The sequence below is a fragment of the Devosia rhizoryzae genome (genome assembly GCF_016698665.1).
GTDB classification, from domain to species: Bacteria; Pseudomonadota; Alphaproteobacteria; order Rhizobiales; family Devosiaceae; genus Devosia; species Devosia rhizoryzae.
In genome coordinates, this window is the sequence record NZ_CP068046.1 from 913069 (window position 1) to 931298 (window position 18230).

Genomic DNA, 18230 nt, shown 5'->3' on the forward strand with positions numbered 1-18230 from the left:
CAAAAAAGAGAAGGCGCAGCCCGGGGAGGCTGCGCCTGGGGACCTGCCGGGGAGCAGGGGGGACTAGAAGGGCAGGATGGCGTCCATGGCTTGCTGGCCGTAGCGGGGCTGCTGGACGTCGGTGATCTGGCCGCGGCCGCCGTAGGAGATGCGGGCTTCGGCGATCTTGGTGGAGGGCACCGTGTTGTTGGCCTGGATGTCGGAGGGGCGGACGATGCCGGCGACGATGAGGTCGCGGACTTCGAAATTGACGCGCACTTCCTGACGGCCTTCGATGACCAGATTGCCGTTGGGGAGGACCTGGGTGACCACGGCGGCGACCGAGGTTTCGAGGCTTTCGGCGCGGTTGACCGAGCCGTTGCCGCGGTCGTTCATGCCACTATCGAACTCGATGGCGGCAGAGGGATCGATGTTGAGGTCGGTGCTGGCGGTGGCGCTTGTCAGCGCGGCACCGAAGATGCCGCCCATGCCGGCATTGTTGCTGGAGGCGCGGCTGCGGTTGGTCTGGTTGTTGATCTTGGCGCTGTCGTCGATGGTGACCATCACGGTGAGGATGTCGCCGATGCGATGGGCGCGCTCGTCCTTGAAGAACCCCTTGGCCGACTGGCGGTAGAGCGAATTGGGCTGGTAGGTGTCGGCGATCGGCTCGGGCATGGGCATGTGCACGGGCTGGTAGCCGGCGGTGGTGGTGGGATCGGCGATGGCGGTCAGCACCGGGGCCTGGCCGACGCTGGCGAGCCGGTCCATTGTGTTGCAGCCGGCGAGCGTGGCAGCGAGGATCAGGACGGTGGCGAGTTTTGCGATGGTCATGTGATTTGTCCTGACTAGAGGCCGGCGACGGTCATGGGGGCGGTGGAGACTTCCACGGCGCCGGGAGCGACGGCGGTGGCGCTGATGACGCGCTTGGAAACGAGGTTGAGCACTTGCACGGAGCCGCCTGCGGCAGCGCCGCTGACGGCCTGGCCCTTGACGGTGAGGGTCAGTGGGCCCTGGCGGTAGAAGATGGTGACGAGGTCGTTTTTGCTGACGGTCATCGGGGTAGAAACGTCAGTGGGGCGCAAGAGCATGCCTTCTCGGCTCTGGCGGTTGAGCGCCATGCCGATCAGCTGGTCGAAATTGGCAATGCCTTGGGCATCGGCCTGCTGGACGGAAACGGGTCGCATGACGACGTGCTCGGGGCGCAGCACGGTGCCGGCGGGGAGGTTGGCAGCGAGGTGGGGCGCCTCGATGCTGATGGCGATGGAACCGGTCAGATCGAGGGGGCGATCAAAACCGGCGACGGTGAAGCGGGCGGAGAAAGTGCCGTTGCCGGGGAGGTAACGGAGATTGTCGAGACGGGCGGGGGTGTCGGTCGCCTCGGCCTGCATGGCTGCCACGGGGGTAGAGAACAGCATGTCGGCACTCATGCCCTGGCCGAGGATGCCGCGGTGGTGCAGATCATCGGCGATCAGGGCGGAGAGGAAGTCTTCGTCGACCAAGGTCGAGGCGCGGGATACGCGGACCTGTGTGAGGCCCTTGACGTCGAACTGGGTGAGGCCGACGCGCGCGGTGGCGGAGCGGACGGCGGCGACATCGACATTGCCGGTGGTGCCGGGCAGGGGGGCGCGGAACAGCGGCTGTTCGGCCAGGGTGCCGGCATCGTCGAACATATCGCCGACGGTGACGACCGCGTCGCTGACCAAGATTTCGGCGCGCAGGGTCGGGGCGGCATAGACGCTGCCGGAAAGGGTGAAGGCGAGGGCGGCGGTGATGGTGCGGATGATCATGGTCATGCTCCTCAGCGCAGCTGGCTCGTGGCCTGCATCATCTGGTCGGCGCCGGAAATGACGCGGGCGTTCATTTCGTAGGCGCGCTGGGCCGCGATGAGGTCGGCGATTTCAGTGACCGAGTTGACGTTGGCCATTTCGAGATAGTTCTGCAGCAGGTCGCCGGTGCCATCGGAATTGGGGACGCCGACCTGTGGCGCGCCGCTGGCAGCGGTTTCGAGGAAGAGATTGTCGCCCATCGACTCGAGGCCAGACTTGTTGGTGAAGCGGGCGAGCTGCAGCTGGCCGAGCTGGGTGGGGGCGGAGTCGGTGCCGATAAAGGCTTCGACGGTGCCGTCGGGGGCGATGGAGATGCCACGGGCGTCGCCGGGGACGGTGATGCCGGGATCGACGGTGTAGCCGACGGAGTTGACCAGCGTGCCTTCGGCCGAGCGCTCGAAGGAGCCGTCGCGGGTATAGGCGGTGCGGCCATCGGGGAGCTGGATCTGGAAGAAGCCTTCGCCGCGGATGGCGACGTCGAGTTCGCGCTCGGTCATCGAGACCGTGCCCTGGCTCATGACGCGCGGGGTGGAGACGGTGCGCACGCCGGAGCCGATTTCGAGGCCGGCTGGGACCTGGCTGCCCTGATCGGAGGTTTGGGCGCCGGCTCGGGTCACCTGCTGGTAGAGGAGATCCTGGAACTCTGCGCGCTGCCGCTTGAAGCCGGTGGTGCGCATGTTGGCGATGTTGTTGGAGATGACTTCGACATTGCGTTCCTGGGCGCTCATGCCGGTCGATGCGATATAAAGAGCTTTCATGGCCGGTCCCCGGGGTTAGGCGTTCGCGTCGCCGAGACGCTGGATGGCAGTGCGGCGCAGGTCGTCCTGCTTGCTGGTGAGCGAAGCGATGGATTCGTAGGCGCGGGTGACGCGGATGAGCTCGGCCATCTCGGCAACGCCGGAAACGTTGGAGCGCTCGACATAGCCCTGCATGACCTGGCTCCTGGTGGCGGCAATGGGCGTGCCGCCGGCGAAGAGGTTCTGGCCTTCGCGGGTCAGCTCCTGGGCATTGGCGAATTCGACGATGCGCAGCCGGCCCTTGGCGCCTTCGCTCGAGGAAATCGAACCATCGGCGCCGATGGCAATGCCGGTCTCTTCGGGGCCGAACTGGATCGGGCCGCCGGTGCCGAGGACCGGGTTGCCGGACTGGTCGACCAGGGTGCCGGTATTGCTGATGCCGAAGGAGCCGGCGCGGGTCCAACGCTCGCCGGCAGCGGTCTGAACGGCGAAGAAGCCGTCGCCGTTGATGGCGACGTCGAGGTCGTTGCCGGTCTGCTGGGCGGTGCCGGAGGAGAGGTCGTGGATGGTGGCCCAGTCCTGCACATAGGAGAGCGGCTGGTCCATGGTGGGGAAAGTGCGGTCGCGGGCGACCGGCATGGTATATTCTTCGAACAGGATCTGTTCGGCCTTGAAACCGGTCGTGTTAATGTTGGCGACGTTGTGGGCGACCACATCCATCTGCCGCTGCAAGGCGATCTGGCGGCTGAGGCCGATTAGCTGCGCATTCTCGATCATGACAATCCCCGTGTCAGGCTCCGAGACTGCCTGCTTCCCCAAGCCAGCCGCCTCGCCGATTTACTTTGCAGAAACCATGCCAAGGAGGATGGTCGTTTAAAATCAAGAGCTTGGCGGGAAGGTTATCTGGGTGCACGGCAGATAGCTTTTGCTGCGACGGCAAAAGCTGCCCGGCAAAAACTGCCGGTTGAGGGCAAAACTTAACGGCTCGTTAACCATCAAAGCCTTAGCTGGACGGGAGCCGGAATCATCCGGATTTTGGGTGTTTGCCTATGGCGGCGGAAGCGGAAGTCGGATCGGAAGCCTCGGCAAAGAAGGGTATTCCCAAGCTCTTCCTGATCATCGGCGCTGCTGCGGTGGTTGTCTTGCTTGGCGGCGCGGGGCTCTTTTTCATGATGTCGTCGTCCGGCTCGGCTGAGGCTGCTGCCACCGAGGGACATGGCGGCGCGGCGGGCGAGGTGCATGACACCTTTATCTTCAACCTGCCGCCGATGATGGTGAACCTCAATTCGACGGAGGGAACGGCGCCGTCGTTCATGAAGCTCACTGTCGGGCTGGAAGTCGCCGACGAGCATATGATGACCGAAATCCAGCCGCGCCTACCCAAGGTGATCGACGCTTTCCAGGTCTATATGCGCGAGCTGCGCAAGAGCGACCTCGAGGGCTCCGCCGGCATCTATCGGCTCAAGGAAGAGCTGCTGCGCCGCGTCAATCTCTCGATCTATCCGGCGCAGGTGGAAAGCGTGCTGTTCAAGGAAATCCTGGTGCAGTGATGGCCGGCCCCAGCGATCTCGATAAACTCAGCGACGATTGGGGGCTCGACGACCTCGACACCACTTCGGGGAGCGCCGAGGCGTCCGAGGAAGATCTTGCCGCCGCGGCTGCTGCCGAATGGGCGGCGATGCTCGAGGGCGGCGATGGCGGGGAGGATGGCGGCCCCGATCGCGTGCTCAACCAGGATGAGATCGACAGCCTCCTGGGCTTCGATGCGAGCGCGGCCGGCAATGTCGAGCTGACGGGTGTCCAGGCGCTGATCAATTCGGCGCTGGTGAGCTACGAACGCCTGCCGATGCTGGAAATCGTCTTCGACCGCCTGGTGCGGTTGGCGACGACGTCCTTGCGCAATTTCACCTCCGACAATGTCGAAGTCACGATGGACTCGATCTCGTCGGTGCGATTCGGCGACTACCTCAATTCGATTCCATTGCCGGCCATTCTTTCGGTGATCAAGGCCGAGGAGTGGGAGAATTACGGCCTGCTGACGGTCGACAGCAATCTCATCTATTCGATGATCGACGTGCTGCTGGGCGGGCGCCGCATCGGCGGCAATATTCGCGTCGAAGGCCGGCCCTATACGACGATCGAAATGGCGCTGGCGCGCAAGATGATCGAGATTATTCTCGAGGATACCCATCGCGCCTTCGAGCCGGTGACGCAGATCAATTTCCGGCTCGAGCGCATGGAAACCAATCCGCGCTTTGCGGCCATTTCGCGTCCGGGCAATGCGGCGATCCTGATCGAACTTCGGATCGAGATGGATGATCGCGGCGGCAAGATCGAGATCTTGCTGCCCTATGCGACGATCGAGCCGATCCGCGAGCAACTGCTGCAGATGTTCATGGGTGAAAAGTTCGGCCGCGACCCGATCTGGGAAGGCCATCTGGCCACCGAGATCTACCAGGCCGATGTCGAGATCGAGGCGGTGCTCCATGAGCAGGAATTGCCGCTGGCAAAGCTGCTCAACCTTACGCCCGGGCAGACGGTGATGTTCGATCGCGGGCCGTCCGACCCAATCCGTCTCCGCTGCGGCGATGTGGAACTTACCGAAGCCATTATGGGCCATATCGGCAATCATGTGTCGGTGCGCGTCACGCGTCCGCTCAACCCGCCCAAGGTCACCATGGCGGCCTTCGAGGCAATCGACGAAACACTGGAAGGACGATGATGTTCGGGCTGCCGCTTGGAATGTTTATTGAAGGCGCTGTGGCAGTTTTGCTAGCCTTGACAATCGGATATTGCGTTTTGCTCAATGCACGCCTCAAGCGCCTGCATCAGGACAAGGACGTGCTACGCCAGATGGTGGCGGACCTTGTGGGCGCCACCAACCTTGCCAACCAGGCGATCAAGGAACTCAAGTCCACCGCAGTGGAGGCTGACCTCAGCCTCACCGCACGGCTGGACGAAGCCGAGCGTTTCGGGATCGAACTGGCCAATCACGTTACCGCCGGCACCGTGTTGATGGAGCGCATTGCGCGTATCACCAGCGTTGCCCGCCACAGCCAGGCCATCGAGCCGGTAGAAGAGCCGAATAAGGTGCGCTCCGCACTCGAACAGCTGTCTGCCCGCGTGCGCAACCGTGAGGCCGCTGCGTGAAGAACATTCGCCTGCTGCCGGTCGTCATCCTCGCCGTTGCGGCCCTTCTGGTTCTCAAGACCATTGGGCTCGTGACCGATGGCGGCTATGTGCTGACAGGCGTTTCGGTGGCTGAGGCGGCGGGCGGTGGCGCAGCCGCCGCGCCCGAGGGTGAGCCCGGTGGCGAAATCACCCTGCCGTCCGAGCCCACGATCGAAGACACGACGCCGACGCTCGAAGACACCAGCTCGACCATTGCAGAGGGTGCTGCCGGCGGCGGTCACGGTGCCGCGGCTGTCGAGGGCAAAGAGGGTACTGTAGCGGCCGCGGAAGAGCATGGCGCCGAGCCGGTCAGCAACAGCGTTGAAGCAAGCAATGCCTGCGATCCGAGGCCTGCCTATCCCGAAACTGCCGAGCCCAGTGACGACGGCGAGCTGACCATTGTGCCCGGCGATTGCCCGCCTCTGCAGGATGCGCTGCCACAATTGCTCGACAACGGCGAACTGACGCCCCTTTCGGCAGGCGACCAGACCCTAACCGAGCAGACGCTGCTCGAGCGGCTTTCCACCCGTCGCGGTGAACTCGAAAACTACGAGCAGGAACTGGCGATGCGCGCTTCGCTGGTCGAAGCCGCGGAAGCACGCATCGAAGAGCGCCAGCAGACGCTGCAAGGCATCGAGGACCAGATCGCGTCGCTTGTCGAGCAGCGCAAGGAGATGGAAGAAGGCCAGTTTGCCGGCATCGTCGCCATGTACGAGACGATGAAGCCCAAGGACGCAGCCAAAATCTTCAACGCACTCGATATCGAGGTGCTGCTGCGCGTTGCCAAAATGATGAGCCCGCGCAAAATGGCGCCGATCCTGGCTGAGATGGATACGGTGCGGGCGCAGGAGCTGACCGTGCGCATGGCTTCGGCGAGCCAGGATCCGCTCGACAGCATGGCGCCCGAGGACTTGGCGGCGCTGCCGCAGATCGTGGGGCAGTAGGCTTCAGGGGTGGGAAGACCCCCACCCGGCCTCCCCCGTAAGGCGGGGGAGGAGTCGCATCGCGTTTGTGGCTGGATTTGTGATCGGTCACCGGCCAAGCTCCTCCCCCTCAAGGGGGAGGTTGGGTGGGGGTGGCCGTTTTCCTTTAGCACCACGTTAAGTCCGGCTCGTTAGGGTGGGCGCGTAAGCGTTGTAACCCTCGCGTTCTTGAGGACTTGGTGCCGGATGGCGCCGCCTGTGGACGCGTCTTATTTTGCGTCGGGCGGGCAGAAGGCCGGTGAAGACTGCGATAGAGGTAGGGTTGCTGCGGACTAGAACAGTCCTTGCAGCAACCGCAATGGCCAGCATGCTGGCGCTGATTGCGCCTGCCATCGCGCAGGAGCAGGGGCAGCTGTTTGCGACCCAGGAGGACGGTTATGGCCGGCTGATCCTGAGCTTTCCGTCGCTCGATAAGCTGCCGCCTTACCAAATGAAAATCGAGAACGGCGTTCTCTCGGTGGTGTTCAAGGACCCCATCGACATGGTGCTGCCCGATGTCGCCACCACGATGCCGAACTATCTTTCGGTGGCGCGGCTCGATCCGGATCGGCGCGGATTGCGGATCGGCCTCAAGTCCGGGTTCAACTTCAACCGCATCGAAGCGGGCGAGAAGCTCTTCATCGATCTGATGCCGCCCACCTGGCAGGGCATGCCGCCGGCTTTGCCGCAGGACATCATCGACGAGCTGGCGGAGCGCGCGCGCGTTGCGGCGATAGCGGCCGAGCAGGAGCGCAAGGCGCGGCTGGCGGCCGAACTCGACCCCAAGGTCGATGTTCGTATCGGCCGCAATGCGACGTTCCTCCGGCTGCAGTTCGACTGGTCGGTGCCCACCACTGGTGAATACCACCAGGAGGGTGAGCTTGGCGCTCTCAGCTTCGAGTGGCCGGTGGGCATGGATCTTTCGCCACTTCTGACCGACCTGCCGGACGAGATCGTTTCGGTGCAGACGGGATCGTCGGCAGACGGCGCCGTTGCCACTTTCATGTTTGCCGAGGGCGTCGAGCCGCGCTTCTACGAAGTAACGCCCAGCCAGTATGTGCTCGATGTCGATATTGCGGGTAGCGGCCTGCCCGAGCTGTTGCCCAACGACCTGGCGGCGACCGCCGCAGCAGAGGCCGCGAAGGCTGAACCCGCAGCAGAGCCTGACGTCGCAGCGCTGAAGGCCGCGGCTGCGGAAACCATTACTCCGTTTGTCACCGTCCTGGGCAGCACCGTTCGGGTGGTGTTTCCGTTCGACCAGGACACGCCTGCCGCCGTGTTCCGGCGTGGCAACACGGTTTGGATGGTGTTCGACACGGTCAGCGGCATTGCTGCGCCCGACGACATGTCGGCACTCGACCCGATCGCAACCGATCTGGAAGTGATCTCTTCAGGCGACACGCAGGTGGTGCGTCTCGACCTGGCGCAGGACCGGCTTGCCACGATCGGCTCGGAGGGCATGGCCTGGGTCCTGTCGCTGGGCGACATGATGCTGTCACCGACTGAGCCGATGACGCTCAGCCGCCGCCGCGATATCGAGGGCTCGTTCGAGATGGTGGCCGATATCGTCCGGCCGGGGCGCATCCACGATTTCCGCGATCCGCTGGTCGGCGACATGCTCGAGGTGGTGACGGCCTATCCGCCCGCTCGCGGCGTGACACGGACGCTCGACTATGTGGATTTCACCGCCTTGCGCAGCGTTCATGGCTTGGTGCTCAAGCCCAAGTCGAGCGGGCTCGATGTGAGTATAGACAGTCCCCTGGCGGTGATCTCCGCCACGGGTGGCCTCACGGTCTCGGCGATCGATGCGCTGCGCAATGTGGGCACCGAGGCGCTTGAAGCAGCGCGCACGGGGTTTGTCGATCTCGGCGCACTCGAGGAGCACGACCCGAAGGCATTTACTGAGCACCGCGATGCGCTGGAGCAGCGCGCCGCATCGGGTGAGGGCCGGGACCGCGATATTTCGCGGCTCGACCTGGCGAAGTACTATGTCGCAAACCGCCTGGGCTTTGAAGCGCTGGGTGTGCTCAAGGTGCTGGAGCAGGAGCTCAAGGCGCAGGACATGACACGGCAGATCCGTTCCACAAAGGCCATCGCCAATGTGCTTTCGGGGCGGCCGCGCGACGCGCTCGAAACCCTCAATGCCGCTTCGATGGCCCAGGATGTGGATGCGCTGTTCTGGCGGACCATCGCGCGCGCCGATATCGCCGATTACAAGGGCGCCCGGCTCGATGCTATGGACGCCCGCGCCGTTGCTGACAGCTATCCGCAATGGGCTCGCAACATGTTCCGGCTGGCCGGTGCACGGGCTGCCGTGGAAGCGGGCGATCCGGCACTGGCAGAGGGTCTGATCGACCAGATCGAATATGCCAGCCTCGGCATAGAGGACGCGTCGCTTTACCAGTTGCTTTCCGGCCGGGTCGATGACGTTGCGGGCCGCACCGACGAGGCGATGGACACTTATGGCCAGGTGATCACTGCGGACGTGCGGCCGACACGGGCCGAGGCGGTTTATCGCACGCTGATGCTGCTCGACAAGGAAGGGCGGCTCGATCTCGGCAAGGCGACGCAGACGCTTGCGGCTGAAACCCTGCTCTGGCGCGGCGATGCGCTGGAAGCCGACATGCAGACGCTGCTGGCCCAGCTCTACTTCCGCAACGGCGATTACCGGCTCGGCTTTGAGACGGTGAAATCTGCCGTTTCGAACTACCCGGAGAGCCCGCCGGTGAACGCCTTGCGCGACCAGGCGCAGGCAATGTTCGGCGATCTCTTTCTTAACGGCATGGCGGACGCGATTTCGCCGGTGGAAGCGCTGGGTATCTATTATGATTTCCGCCACCTGACGCCGCCGGGGGCGCGCGGCGACGAGATGATCCGTAACCTGGCGCGGCGGCTGGTGCGCATGGACCTGCTGCCGCAGGCGGCGGAGCTTTTGCAGTATCAGCTCGACAATCGCCTGCGCGGGGTGGCGCGGACGCAGATCGCGGCGGACCTCGCGGTCATCTACCTGGCCGATCGCAAGCCGCATGATGCGATCCGCGTCCTTAACGCGACGCAGCTTCCGGGCATTCCCGAATCGCTGGCGCGGCAGCGGCGGATTCTCGAAGCGCGGGCGATGATCGATGGCGGGCGCGATCAGCTGGCGCTGGACTTGATCAGCACCATGGATGGGCAGGACGTGGCTCTCCTGCGCATCGATGCCAACTGGAAGGCGCGGCGATATTCGCAGGCTGGCGAGATGATCGAGGCGCTTTACGCCAATGGGCAAGAGGGGCAGCCGCTCGACCGGCCGACGCGCATGAACCTGATCAAGGCGGCGGTGGGCTATGTGCTGGCCAGCGACAGTTTCGGGCTGTCGCGAATGCGGGCAAAGTTCGGCGAGCAGATGGTCAATTCGGCCGAGTGGCCGATGTTCGACTTCGTCACCGGGCCGATCCAGACCACGAGCCTCGAGTTCAAGAAGGTGGCGGCTGAAGTGGCGGCACAGGATAGTCTTGAGGCGTTTCTTGCGTCCTACCGGCAGGCCTATGCCGGCGAGGGCGCGCTGGCGCCGCTTAATGCAACGGAGTCGAATGCCGACGTGGCATCGCTTTAGTCTCTTATTCCTCTCCCCCTCGGGGAGAGGTGGCTCGGCGTAGCCGAGTCGGTGAGGGGGTTCGCTCCACTCTCGTTGAAACATCCCCCTCATCCGGCGCTGCGCGCCACCTTCTCCCCGAGGGGGAGAAGAATAAGGGCTATGACACGAAGCTGCGCACAAGCGAGCCGGCGACAAGATACCAGCCGTCGACGAGGACGAAGAAGATCAGCTTGAAGGGCAGGGAGATGACGACCGGGGGCAGCATCATCATGCCCATGCTCATCAGCACCGAGGCGACGACCATGTCGATGACGACGAAGGGCAGGAAGAGCAGGAAGCCGATCTCGAAGGCGCGGCGGAGCTCGGAAATGATGAAGGCCGGGATCAGGAGCTGCAGCTCGATGGATTCGGGGTCGGCGGGCGGCTCGGCTTCGGTGAGGTCGTAAAAGAGCTCGAGGTCGCGGTCGCGCACATTGGCGCGCATGAATTCGTGGACCGGGGCGGCACTGAGATCGAAGGCTTCGGCGAACTCGATTTCGCCGGCCATGAGCGGGGCGATGCCCTGGTCGTAGCTCTGCTGCAGGGTGGGCTGCATGATGAAGAGGGTGAGGAAAAGCGCCAGCGAGATCATCACCGAATTGGGCGGCGCGGTCTGTAGGCCTATGGCGGTGCGCAGGAGCGAGAGCACCACGACGATGCGGGTGAAGCTCGTCACCATGACGAGGATCGAGGGCGCGAGCGAGAGGAGCGTGATCAGCCCGATGAGCTGGATCGCGCGCTCGGTCAGCGTGGTGTCGTCGCCAAAATCGATGGAAAGATCTTGCGCCTGGGCGCCGGCGGCCAGTGCGAGAAGCAGGCCTCCGGCGATGGCAATGGGCAGGCCGCGGCGGGCCCAGCGCTTGAGGCGCGCGCGATCAGCGGCGATGGGCTTCGGTGCTGCTGTCGTGTCCAAACGCGGTGCTTTCAGCCGGATTGCTGCCGACCTCTTTAACTGAGTCGGAAGCCTGAACGGCTGAAATGTCGGGGTTTTGCCCCATCAGCGTGGGATCCTGCTGGGTCACCGGGCGGAGGAGACCGGTGTGACGGAGCGAGACACGGGTCTTGCGGTCGCCGGTATGGCCGGCTTGCTGAAGTGCTTCGAGCACGGTGCCGGGCGCAGCCTTCATGGCCGGGGCTGCGGGTTCAGCCATTACCGGGGGTGCCTTGGGGGCGGGGCGGTTGACCGGGACAGAGGGGATGGGGCGGCGCGTCGCGACGGGTTGTTCCTCGATGACCGGGATGCCGGTTTCGATCACGACGTCCTGCGGTCCGCCGGTGAGGATCAGGTGTTCGACATCGTCGCGGCGGATGATCACCAGCTGGCGTTTTTGGTCCAGCGCCAGCGTGTCGACGACGAGCAGGCGGCGGTTGCGGCCGCGGACGGCATTGCCGGAGAAATTGGACACCTGCTTCAGTAGCCAGAGGACTAGCACGATGCCCACCAGCACAGCGCCCAGCGCGAATAGAGCGTTGATGATTCCGCCAAACGGCGCAGTGATGACGTCCATGAGAACTCCAAATCGCGGCTTTGCCGAATCCAGCCGGCAAAGCTTGCCTATCACACCCTGCAATTGTGCAGAATGCGAGACGAAGCGTGCTCGTAACGGCTCGATCTTAACATTCCATTAACCACGACCCGGCAAGATTTGCCCAGCGCGTCCTGCGCGGTGGGAGTCGGGCCATGGGCCTCATGGACATGCCGGTGTTTTCGGCGCTGAGCGACAAGATGCGCTGGCATCAGACGCGCCAAGGCCTGCTCGCCGAAAACGTCGCCAATGCCGAGACGCCCGGATATCGCGGCCGCGACCTCGCCCAGTACAATTTTGCCGACCGCCTGCAGGCGATGAGCTCGGCCAGCGTTTCGACGACGGCGACGCAGCCAATGCATTTTTCGATCAGCTCGGGCGATGGCGCAATTGGCGCGCAAACCATGGCCAATTTCGAACTGACGCCGGAAGGCAATGGCATCACGCTCGAAGACGAGATGATGAAAGTCACCACCAACATGATGGACTATCAGGCTGCGACTTCGCTCTACCAGAAGTCGGTCCGCATCCTGCGCGTCGCCATGGGCAAGAACGTTTAGGGGCTGTTAGATGGACTTTAATTCCTCGCTCCGTATTGCCGCGACCGGCATGCATGCGCAGACAGCGCGCATGCGGGTGATCGCCGAAAACATCGCCAATGCCGATTCTGCCGGCAAGGCGCCGGGCGACGAGCCCTATCGCCGGCGCGTGCCGACCTTCCAGTCGCATTTCGATGCCGAAGTGGGCGGCCGCGTGGTCGAGATCGGCAAGCTTGCCAATGACATGAGCGACTTCACGTCGCGTTATGAGCCGGGCCATCCGGCGGCCGACGAGAGCGGCTATGTGCAATATCCCAACGTCAACACTCTGATCGAAACCGTGGACATGCGCGAAGCACAGCGCTCCTACGAAGCCAATCTCAACGTGGTGACCGTGACGCGGCAGATGCTCGGGCGCACGCTCGACCTCTTGCGCGGCTAATTTTCAGGACCTGATCCATGACCATTTCGACCCCGTTCAACGCCGCCACCAACGCCTATAACAGCGCCAGCCGCCTGATGAACCAGGCGGCAAAGCCCAATACGGACCTTACGGCAAAAGCCTCGGGCGGCAACTTCGCCGACATTCTGGCGCAGAATGTCCAGGGTGTCGTCGACCAGGGCAAGGCCTCGGACGCCATGGCGATGGACATGGTGAGCGGCAAGGCCAATGTGGTCGACATGGTAACGGCGCTGACCGAGACCGAAATGGCGATCGAGAGCATGGTGACGCTGCGAGACCGGGTGATCACGGCGTATGAAGAAATCATGCGGATGCCGATTTAGGCTCTGACCTCGCAAAACGCTCGATGTCATCCCCGCGCAGGCGGGGATCCATCCTGTGATCTCAAAATGGGCCCCGGCCTTCGCCGGGGTGACATGCGGTGCTAGTCTGGCATCGAGAATCAACGGGATAGTCCCATGACCGGCGCAGATGTGCTCGATATTGCCAGCCAGGGCATCTGGACGCTGTTGTTCGTTTCGGCGCCGATGATGATCGTCGGGCTGGTGGTCGGTGTCGTTGTTGCGTTGTTCCAGGCGCTGACGCAGATCCAGGAACAAACGCTGGTCTTCGTGCCCAAGATCGTCGCCATCTTCATCACCATGCTGCTGACGCTGCCGTTCTGCGGCGCGGTGATGGCGGGTTACATGAACCAGGTGGTCGATATGATCATCGTCGGTGGCTAAAGGTGACGCTCAGCCTTGATTGGCTGCCGGCCACCGCTTTTACCTACATCATCTTGTTCGTGCGCATCGGCGCCATCCTGATGCTGATGCCGGCTTTGGGCGAGCAGACCATTCCAGCGCGCATGCGGCTTGGCTTCGCCTTGGCCTTTACGCTCGTGGTGTTTCCGCTCCTGAGCAACATCATGCCGGCAATGCCTGAGGATCTTGGCGGCATGGCAGGGCTGATGTTCCACGAGTTGGCGGTGGGGCTGATCATTGGCGCCATCGTGCGCATAACCGTGATGGCGACGCAGGTGGCCGGGGCGATCGTGGCGTTCCAGGTCGGCCTCAGCGGCGCGCTTGCCTCCGATCCGACGCAGGCGGGGGTGCAATCGGCGATATTTGCAAGCTTTCTGTCGTTTTTAGGCGTGACGCTGATCTTTGCCACCGACCTTCACCACATGGCGCTTGCCGCGGTCTATGACAGCTATATGGTGTTTTCCCCCACCGATCCGCTGATGTTCGAAGATGCCATGCAGATGGCAGTGCGGACAGTAGCGGGCGCCTTTGCCGTCGGCGTGCAGATGTCGGCCCCGTTTATCGTTTTCGGGTTGGTCTTCAACCTCGGGGCGGGGATCCTTGCCAAGCTGATGCCGCAGCTGCAGGTCTATTTCGTGCTGATGCCCGCCAATATCATCGTAGGCATCCTGCTGTTTGCTGTGCTCCTGATGATGATGATGGGCTGGTATTTGACAGCTTTTGAGAGCCACCTAGCGATGTGGAGGGGTTAGCCGCATGTCTGACGAAGCCCCGGAACAAGAATCAAAAACAGAAGACCCCTCCCAAAAGAAGCTGGAGGACGCCCACAAGAAGGGCGACGTCGCCAAGAGCCAGGAGGTGACTGCCTGGTTCATGCTGTTGGGTTCGGCCATTGTTTTTGCCGCCATGTCGCCCTGGGTGGGGGCGGAGCTCGGGGCGTCGCTCAGGCTGGTTCTGCTAAACGCCGATCAGTTCGATGTTGAGGGCGCGGGCTTCGGTAATTTTTTCAACGGGCTGGCCTTCACGGTTGTCGGGCTCGTCCTGGCGCCGCTGGTCGTGCTGATGATCTGCGGCGTACTGGCAAATCTGGTGCAGCATCGGCCGGTGTGGTCGTTCGAGCCGGTGACGCCGAAATTTTCGAAAGTTTCGCCGCTTGCCGGCTTCAAGCGCCTGTTTTCGATGGAGGCGCTGGTCAATTTCGGTAAGGGCCTCGCCAAGATCGGCGTCGTCGGCACCGTGGTGTTCATGGTGTGCTGGCCCGAGCGCGACCGGCTGGACACGATGATGACCGCCGATCCGGTGGCGATCCTGATGGATTTTCAGGAGCTTGGGGTCAAGATCTTCATCGCCGTGTTGATCGTCGTCACCGCCATTGCGGCCGCCGATTTCTTTTATGTCCGCCAGAAATGGTGGAAGCGGCAGATGATGACGGTCCAGGAGACCAAGGAAGAGTACAAGCAGCAGGAAGGCGATCCGCATGTCAAAGGCAAGCTGCGCCAGATGCGGCAGGAGCGGTCGCGCAAGCGCATGATGGCCGCCGTGCCGGACGCCACGGTGGTAATCACCAACCCGACTCACTTTGCCGTCGCGCTCAAATACGACAAGGACATGGCTGCCCCCAAATGCGTCGCCAAGGGCGCCGACGCCGTGGCTTTGCGCATCCGCGCCCTGGCGACCGAGAACGACGTGCCGATCGTCGAGAACCCGCCGTTGGCGCGCGCGCTCTTTGCCGCCATGGACATCGACGACACCATTCCCAACGAACACTTCAAGGCCGTGGCCGAGGTCATCGGCTTCGTGATGCGGTTGAAGCAGAGCAAGTCCGGGGGCTGGCGGCCGGGCGCTTAAATCCCTGTCCTAGACCTCATGGTGAGCCTGTCGAACCACGAGGTCGCAGCCACTGAGGCCGGCGTGCCCGACCTCGTCCTTCGACAAGCTCAGGATGAGGTCTTCGTGGTTTAAAGCCTCAACCAAAGCTCGGCGGTCGCCATAGATCGGCTGTCGAAAATCCCGCTTCACCCTCCCCCCGGGGCGGTCCATTTGCTAGACCTCTTTTGATGTCCCGATTCGGGACGAGCCCGCGCGCTGGAGCTGAACACAATGGCATCGACGCCGCTCGGCGAGGATAATTACCCCGAACCCGTCTTCAACGCGGGGCGTGGCGGCGCGGGCCTGTGGCGCGTCGTGCTTCTGGCGGCGGTGCTGATCATCGCCGCGGTCGTGTTTTCCATGTTCGGGGAGCAGATCCCGACCGAGCTGGTAATGACCTTTGTCGGCCTCCTCGCTGTCTCGGGCGTGTTCTTTTTGTTCGGGCTTGCCGCGGGATTGTTCCGCTTTGCCTCGACCGAGGAACAGCGCACGATCAGTCATGCCGTGGTCGATAGCCTGCCTTTCGGGGCGGTGATCGCCGATCGCGACGGCAAGATTTCCTATGTGAACAATCAGTACGGCAATTTTTCCGGAGCCATCACCAATGGCGTGCCGGTAAGCGTGCCGCGGCTCTTTGCCGGCTATGCCGATGCGGGCGAAGCCATATACCGGCTGTCGCGCGCCGCCAAGGATGGCCGCAGCGCCATCGAAGATATCCGCGTGCCGGGTGGTCTGGGGGGATCGCAGGCCGAGGCAGGCAGGGTGTTCTGGTATCGCGTTTCGGTGCGGCCGCTGCCGCAGACGGATGACGCGCGCACGCCGCTGGTTGCCTGGTCGGTCGAGGACATCACCCGCGACCGGGAAAGCAATGAGAGCGCCTTCCGTGACCTGCAGCGGGCGATCGACTATCTCGATCACTCGCCGTCCGGCTTCTTTTCCGCCGACGCTCAGGGCCGTATCCAGTATCTCAACTCTACCCTGGCCGATTGGCTTGGCTATGACCTCGCCGAGTTCAATGCCGGTCAGCTTGAAATGCGCGACATCGTGCGCGGCGACGGCGCATCGCTGTTGATGCGGGGCAGGGGCGATGGCGAGATCCGCACCGAGATCATCGACATCGATCTCGTGCGCCGCAATGGCACGGCCTTGCCGGTGCGCCTGCTGCATCGCGCGGCCCGCCTAGCCGATGGCGAATTGGGCGAAACCCGGACCCTGGTGCTTGATCGCTCCAGCGCGCCGGACACGGAAGAAGAGCTGCGGGCTGCCGAAGTGCGCTTTTCGCGCTTTTTCAACGACACGCCCTTTGCGATCGCGACGCTGGACGGGCAGGGGCGGATCGTGCGCACCAATGCGCCGTTCGGGCGGATTTTCCGCTGGTCGGGCGAAAGCAAGAGCCTCGAAATGCGGCCGATCCACGAGCTGATCGGCGAGGCGAGCCATGAGCGGCTCAAGCGCGCGCTGGCCGATGCTTCGGCGCAGCGCTCTGAGGTCGAGCCGGTCGATGCGGTGCTGAGCGTCGAGGGCGACCATGCGGTGCGGCTTTATATTTCGGCGTCCGAGACCAGCGCCGGTTCGCCGGAGCAGATCAATGTCTACGCCCTCGACATGACCGACCAGCGCAAGCTCGAGGCGCAGTTTGCGCAATCGCAGAAGATGCAGGCGGTGGGGCAGCTTGCCGGCGGCGTAGCGCATGACTTCAACAATCTGCTGACCGCCATCATCGGCTTTTCGGACCTGCTGCTTTTGAAGCACAAGCCGGGCGATCCGTCCTTCAACGAGCTGATGCAGATCAAGCAGAATGCCAATCGCGCGGCGGGCCTGACCCGGCAGCTGCTGGCCTTTTCGCGCCGGCAAACGCTGCGCCCGCAGGTGCTGGAACTGCCGCTGATCGTCGACGACCTGACAGTGCTATTGAAGCGCATGATCGGCGAGAAGAACACGCTTTCCGTCGAACATGGCCGCAATATCTGGCCGGTGCGCGCCGACGTCGTGCAGCTCGAACAGGTGATCATCAACCTCGTGGTCAATGCGCGCGACGCCATGCCCAATGGCGGCTCGATCCTGATCCGCACGGCCAATGTCACCGAAAGCGAAGCTGCAGGCATGAAGTTCGAGGGCATGGTGCCGGCCGATTACGTGCTGATCGATGTGGAAGACACCGGCACCGGCATGAGCCCGGAAATCATCCAGAAGATTTTCGAGCCCTTCTTCACCACTAAGGAACTCGGCAAAGGCACGGGCCTTGGGCTTTCGACGGTCTACGGTATCGTCAAGCAGACCGAGGGCTTCATCTACCCGGTCTCGACCGTCGGCGTCGGCACGACCTTCAAGATCTTTCTGCCGCGCCATGTGCCGACCGCCGAAGAGGTCAACGCCAAGGCGTTGGCAGCCGCGGCGCCGGTCAAGGACCTTACCGGCCATGAACGCATTCTCCTGGTCGAGGACGAGGAAAGCGTGCGAGCCTTTTCGGCGCGGGCGCTCAAGGCGACCGGCTATGAAGTGTTCGAGGCCGATAGCGGGGAGGACGCGCTCTTTGTGCTCGAGGACCTCGACTACAAGGTTGACCTCATCATCTCCGACGTGGTGATGCCGGAAATGGACGGGCCGACCATGCTGAAGGCCATCCGCGGCAAGATGACCAATCTCAAGATCATCTTCGTTTCCGGCTATGCCGAGGAAAGCGTGCGCCGCGACATCGAGGACGACCAGAGCGTCGATTTCCTGCCCAAGCCCTATTCGCTCGACCAGATCAACTCCAAGGTCAAGGAAGTGCTGCAGCGGCAGGACAAGGAGCACTAG

At 63.2% G+C, this 18230-nt stretch carries 18 protein-coding genes; 12 read left to right on the top strand and 6 right to left on the bottom strand.

Annotated elements, in window-relative coordinates; all coding sequences use genetic code 11:
- Nucleotides 1–63: 63 nt before the first annotated feature.
- Genes flgH through flgF form a run of 4 tightly spaced genes read right to left on the bottom strand, consistent with a single transcriptional unit; the run spans nt 64 to nt 3316 of the window.
- The gene (gene flgH / locus JI748_RS04510) at nt 64–810 is read right to left on the bottom strand and encodes a flagellar basal body L-ring protein FlgH (RefSeq protein ID WP_201635482.1); all 747 of its coding nucleotides are present in this window, start codon (nt 808–810) and stop codon (nt 64–66) included.
- A gap of 14 nt (nt 811–824) precedes the next feature.
- A complete protein-coding gene (gene flgA / locus JI748_RS04515; RefSeq protein WP_201635484.1) occupies nt 825–1766 on the bottom strand; it encodes a flagellar basal body P-ring formation chaperone FlgA in 942 nt (313 codons plus the stop codon).
- Nucleotides 1767–1777: 11 nt separating this feature from the next.
- Nucleotides 1778–2563 (bottom strand): flagellar basal-body rod protein FlgG, encoded by a 786-nt coding sequence (gene flgG / locus JI748_RS04520; protein ID WP_164534198.1) that lies wholly within the window; start codon nt 2561–2563, stop codon nt 1778–1780.
- A 15-nt stretch (nt 2564–2578) separates the two neighbouring features.
- Nucleotides 2579–3316: a flagellar basal-body rod protein FlgF gene (gene flgF / locus JI748_RS04525; protein ID WP_201637030.1), complete on the bottom strand. Its 738-nt coding sequence runs from the start codon at nt 3314–3316 to the stop codon at nt 2579–2581.
- 275 nt (nt 3317–3591) lie between these two features.
- Here flgF and JI748_RS04530 point away from each other — a divergent pair, with 275 nt between their 5' ends.
- The 5 genes from JI748_RS04530 (at nt 3592) to JI748_RS04550 (ending at nt 10270) form a co-directional block, all read left to right on the top strand.
- A complete protein-coding gene (locus tag JI748_RS04530) occupies nt 3592–4092 on the top strand; it encodes a flagellar basal body-associated FliL family protein (protein ID WP_201635486.1) in 501 nt (166 codons plus the stop codon).
- Nucleotides 4092–5264 (top strand): flagellar motor switch protein FliM, encoded by a 1173-nt coding sequence (gene fliM / locus JI748_RS04535; protein WP_201635488.1) that lies wholly within the window; start codon nt 4092–4094, stop codon nt 5262–5264. Before JI748_RS04530 ends, fliM begins: the two co-directional genes overlap by 1 nt.
- Before the next feature lie 77 nt (nt 5265–5341).
- Entirely contained in the window at nt 5342–5692 is a 351-nt protein-coding gene (locus JI748_RS04540) for a DUF6468 domain-containing protein (protein WP_201635490.1), read from the top strand.
- On the top strand, nt 5689–6657 hold the full coding sequence (locus JI748_RS04545; protein WP_201635492.1) for a MotE family protein: 969 nt from the start codon (nt 5689–5691) through the stop codon (nt 6655–6657). The genes JI748_RS04540 and JI748_RS04545 overlap by 4 nt, the downstream gene beginning before the upstream one ends.
- 337 nt (nt 6658–6994) lie before the next feature.
- Nucleotides 6995–10270: a tetratricopeptide repeat protein gene (locus JI748_RS04550; protein ID WP_201635494.1), complete on the top strand. Its 3276-nt coding sequence runs from the start codon at nt 6995–6997 to the stop codon at nt 10268–10270.
- A gap of 139 nt (nt 10271–10409) precedes the next feature.
- On the opposite strand, the gene fliP is transcribed toward JI748_RS04550, so the two are convergent.
- Together fliP and JI748_RS04560 are read right to left on the bottom strand one after the other, a co-directional pair.
- Nucleotides 10410–11132, bottom strand: coding sequence for a flagellar type III secretion system pore protein FliP (gene fliP, locus JI748_RS04555; RefSeq protein ID WP_233280659.1), 723 nt, complete (start codon nt 11130–11132; stop codon nt 10410–10412).
- Nucleotides 11133–11166: 34 nt separating this feature from the next.
- Nucleotides 11167–11799 (bottom strand): flagellar biosynthetic protein FliO, encoded by a 633-nt coding sequence (locus tag JI748_RS04560; protein WP_201635496.1) that lies wholly within the window; start codon nt 11797–11799, stop codon nt 11167–11169.
- 173 nt (nt 11800–11972) lie between these two features.
- On the opposite strand from JI748_RS04560, the gene flgB reads away from it, so the two are divergent.
- The 7 genes from flgB to cckA all read left to right on the top strand — a co-directional run bounded on the left by flgB (nt 11973) and on the right by cckA (nt 18230).
- Entirely contained in the window at nt 11973–12377 is a 405-nt protein-coding gene (gene flgB, locus JI748_RS04565; protein ID WP_201635498.1) for a flagellar basal body rod protein FlgB, read from the top strand.
- Nucleotides 12378–12387: 10 nt separating this feature from the next.
- On the top strand, nt 12388–12798 hold the full coding sequence (gene flgC, locus JI748_RS04570) for a flagellar basal body rod protein FlgC (RefSeq protein WP_201635500.1): 411 nt from the start codon (nt 12388–12390) through the stop codon (nt 12796–12798).
- Nucleotides 12799–12815: 17 nt separating this feature from the next.
- A complete protein-coding gene (locus tag JI748_RS04575; RefSeq protein WP_233280612.1) occupies nt 12816–13142 on the top strand; it encodes a flagellar hook-basal body complex protein FliE in 327 nt (108 codons plus the stop codon).
- 135 nt (nt 13143–13277) lie between these two features.
- Nucleotides 13278–13544, top strand: coding sequence for a flagellar biosynthesis protein FliQ (gene fliQ, locus JI748_RS04580; RefSeq protein WP_201635502.1), 267 nt, complete (start codon nt 13278–13280; stop codon nt 13542–13544).
- 2 nt (nt 13545–13546) lie between these two features.
- Entirely contained in the window at nt 13547–14314 is a 768-nt protein-coding gene (gene fliR / locus JI748_RS04585; RefSeq protein WP_201635504.1) for a flagellar biosynthetic protein FliR, read from the top strand.
- A 4-nt stretch (nt 14315–14318) separates the two neighbouring features.
- Nucleotides 14319–15410, top strand: a complete 1092-nt coding sequence (gene flhB / locus JI748_RS04590) for a flagellar biosynthesis protein FlhB (RefSeq protein ID WP_201635506.1) — start codon at nt 14319–14321, stop codon at nt 15408–15410.
- Nucleotides 15411–15662: 252 nt separating this feature from the next.
- Entirely contained in the window at nt 15663–18230 is a 2568-nt protein-coding gene (gene cckA / locus JI748_RS04595) for a cell cycle histidine kinase CckA (RefSeq protein ID WP_201635508.1), read from the top strand.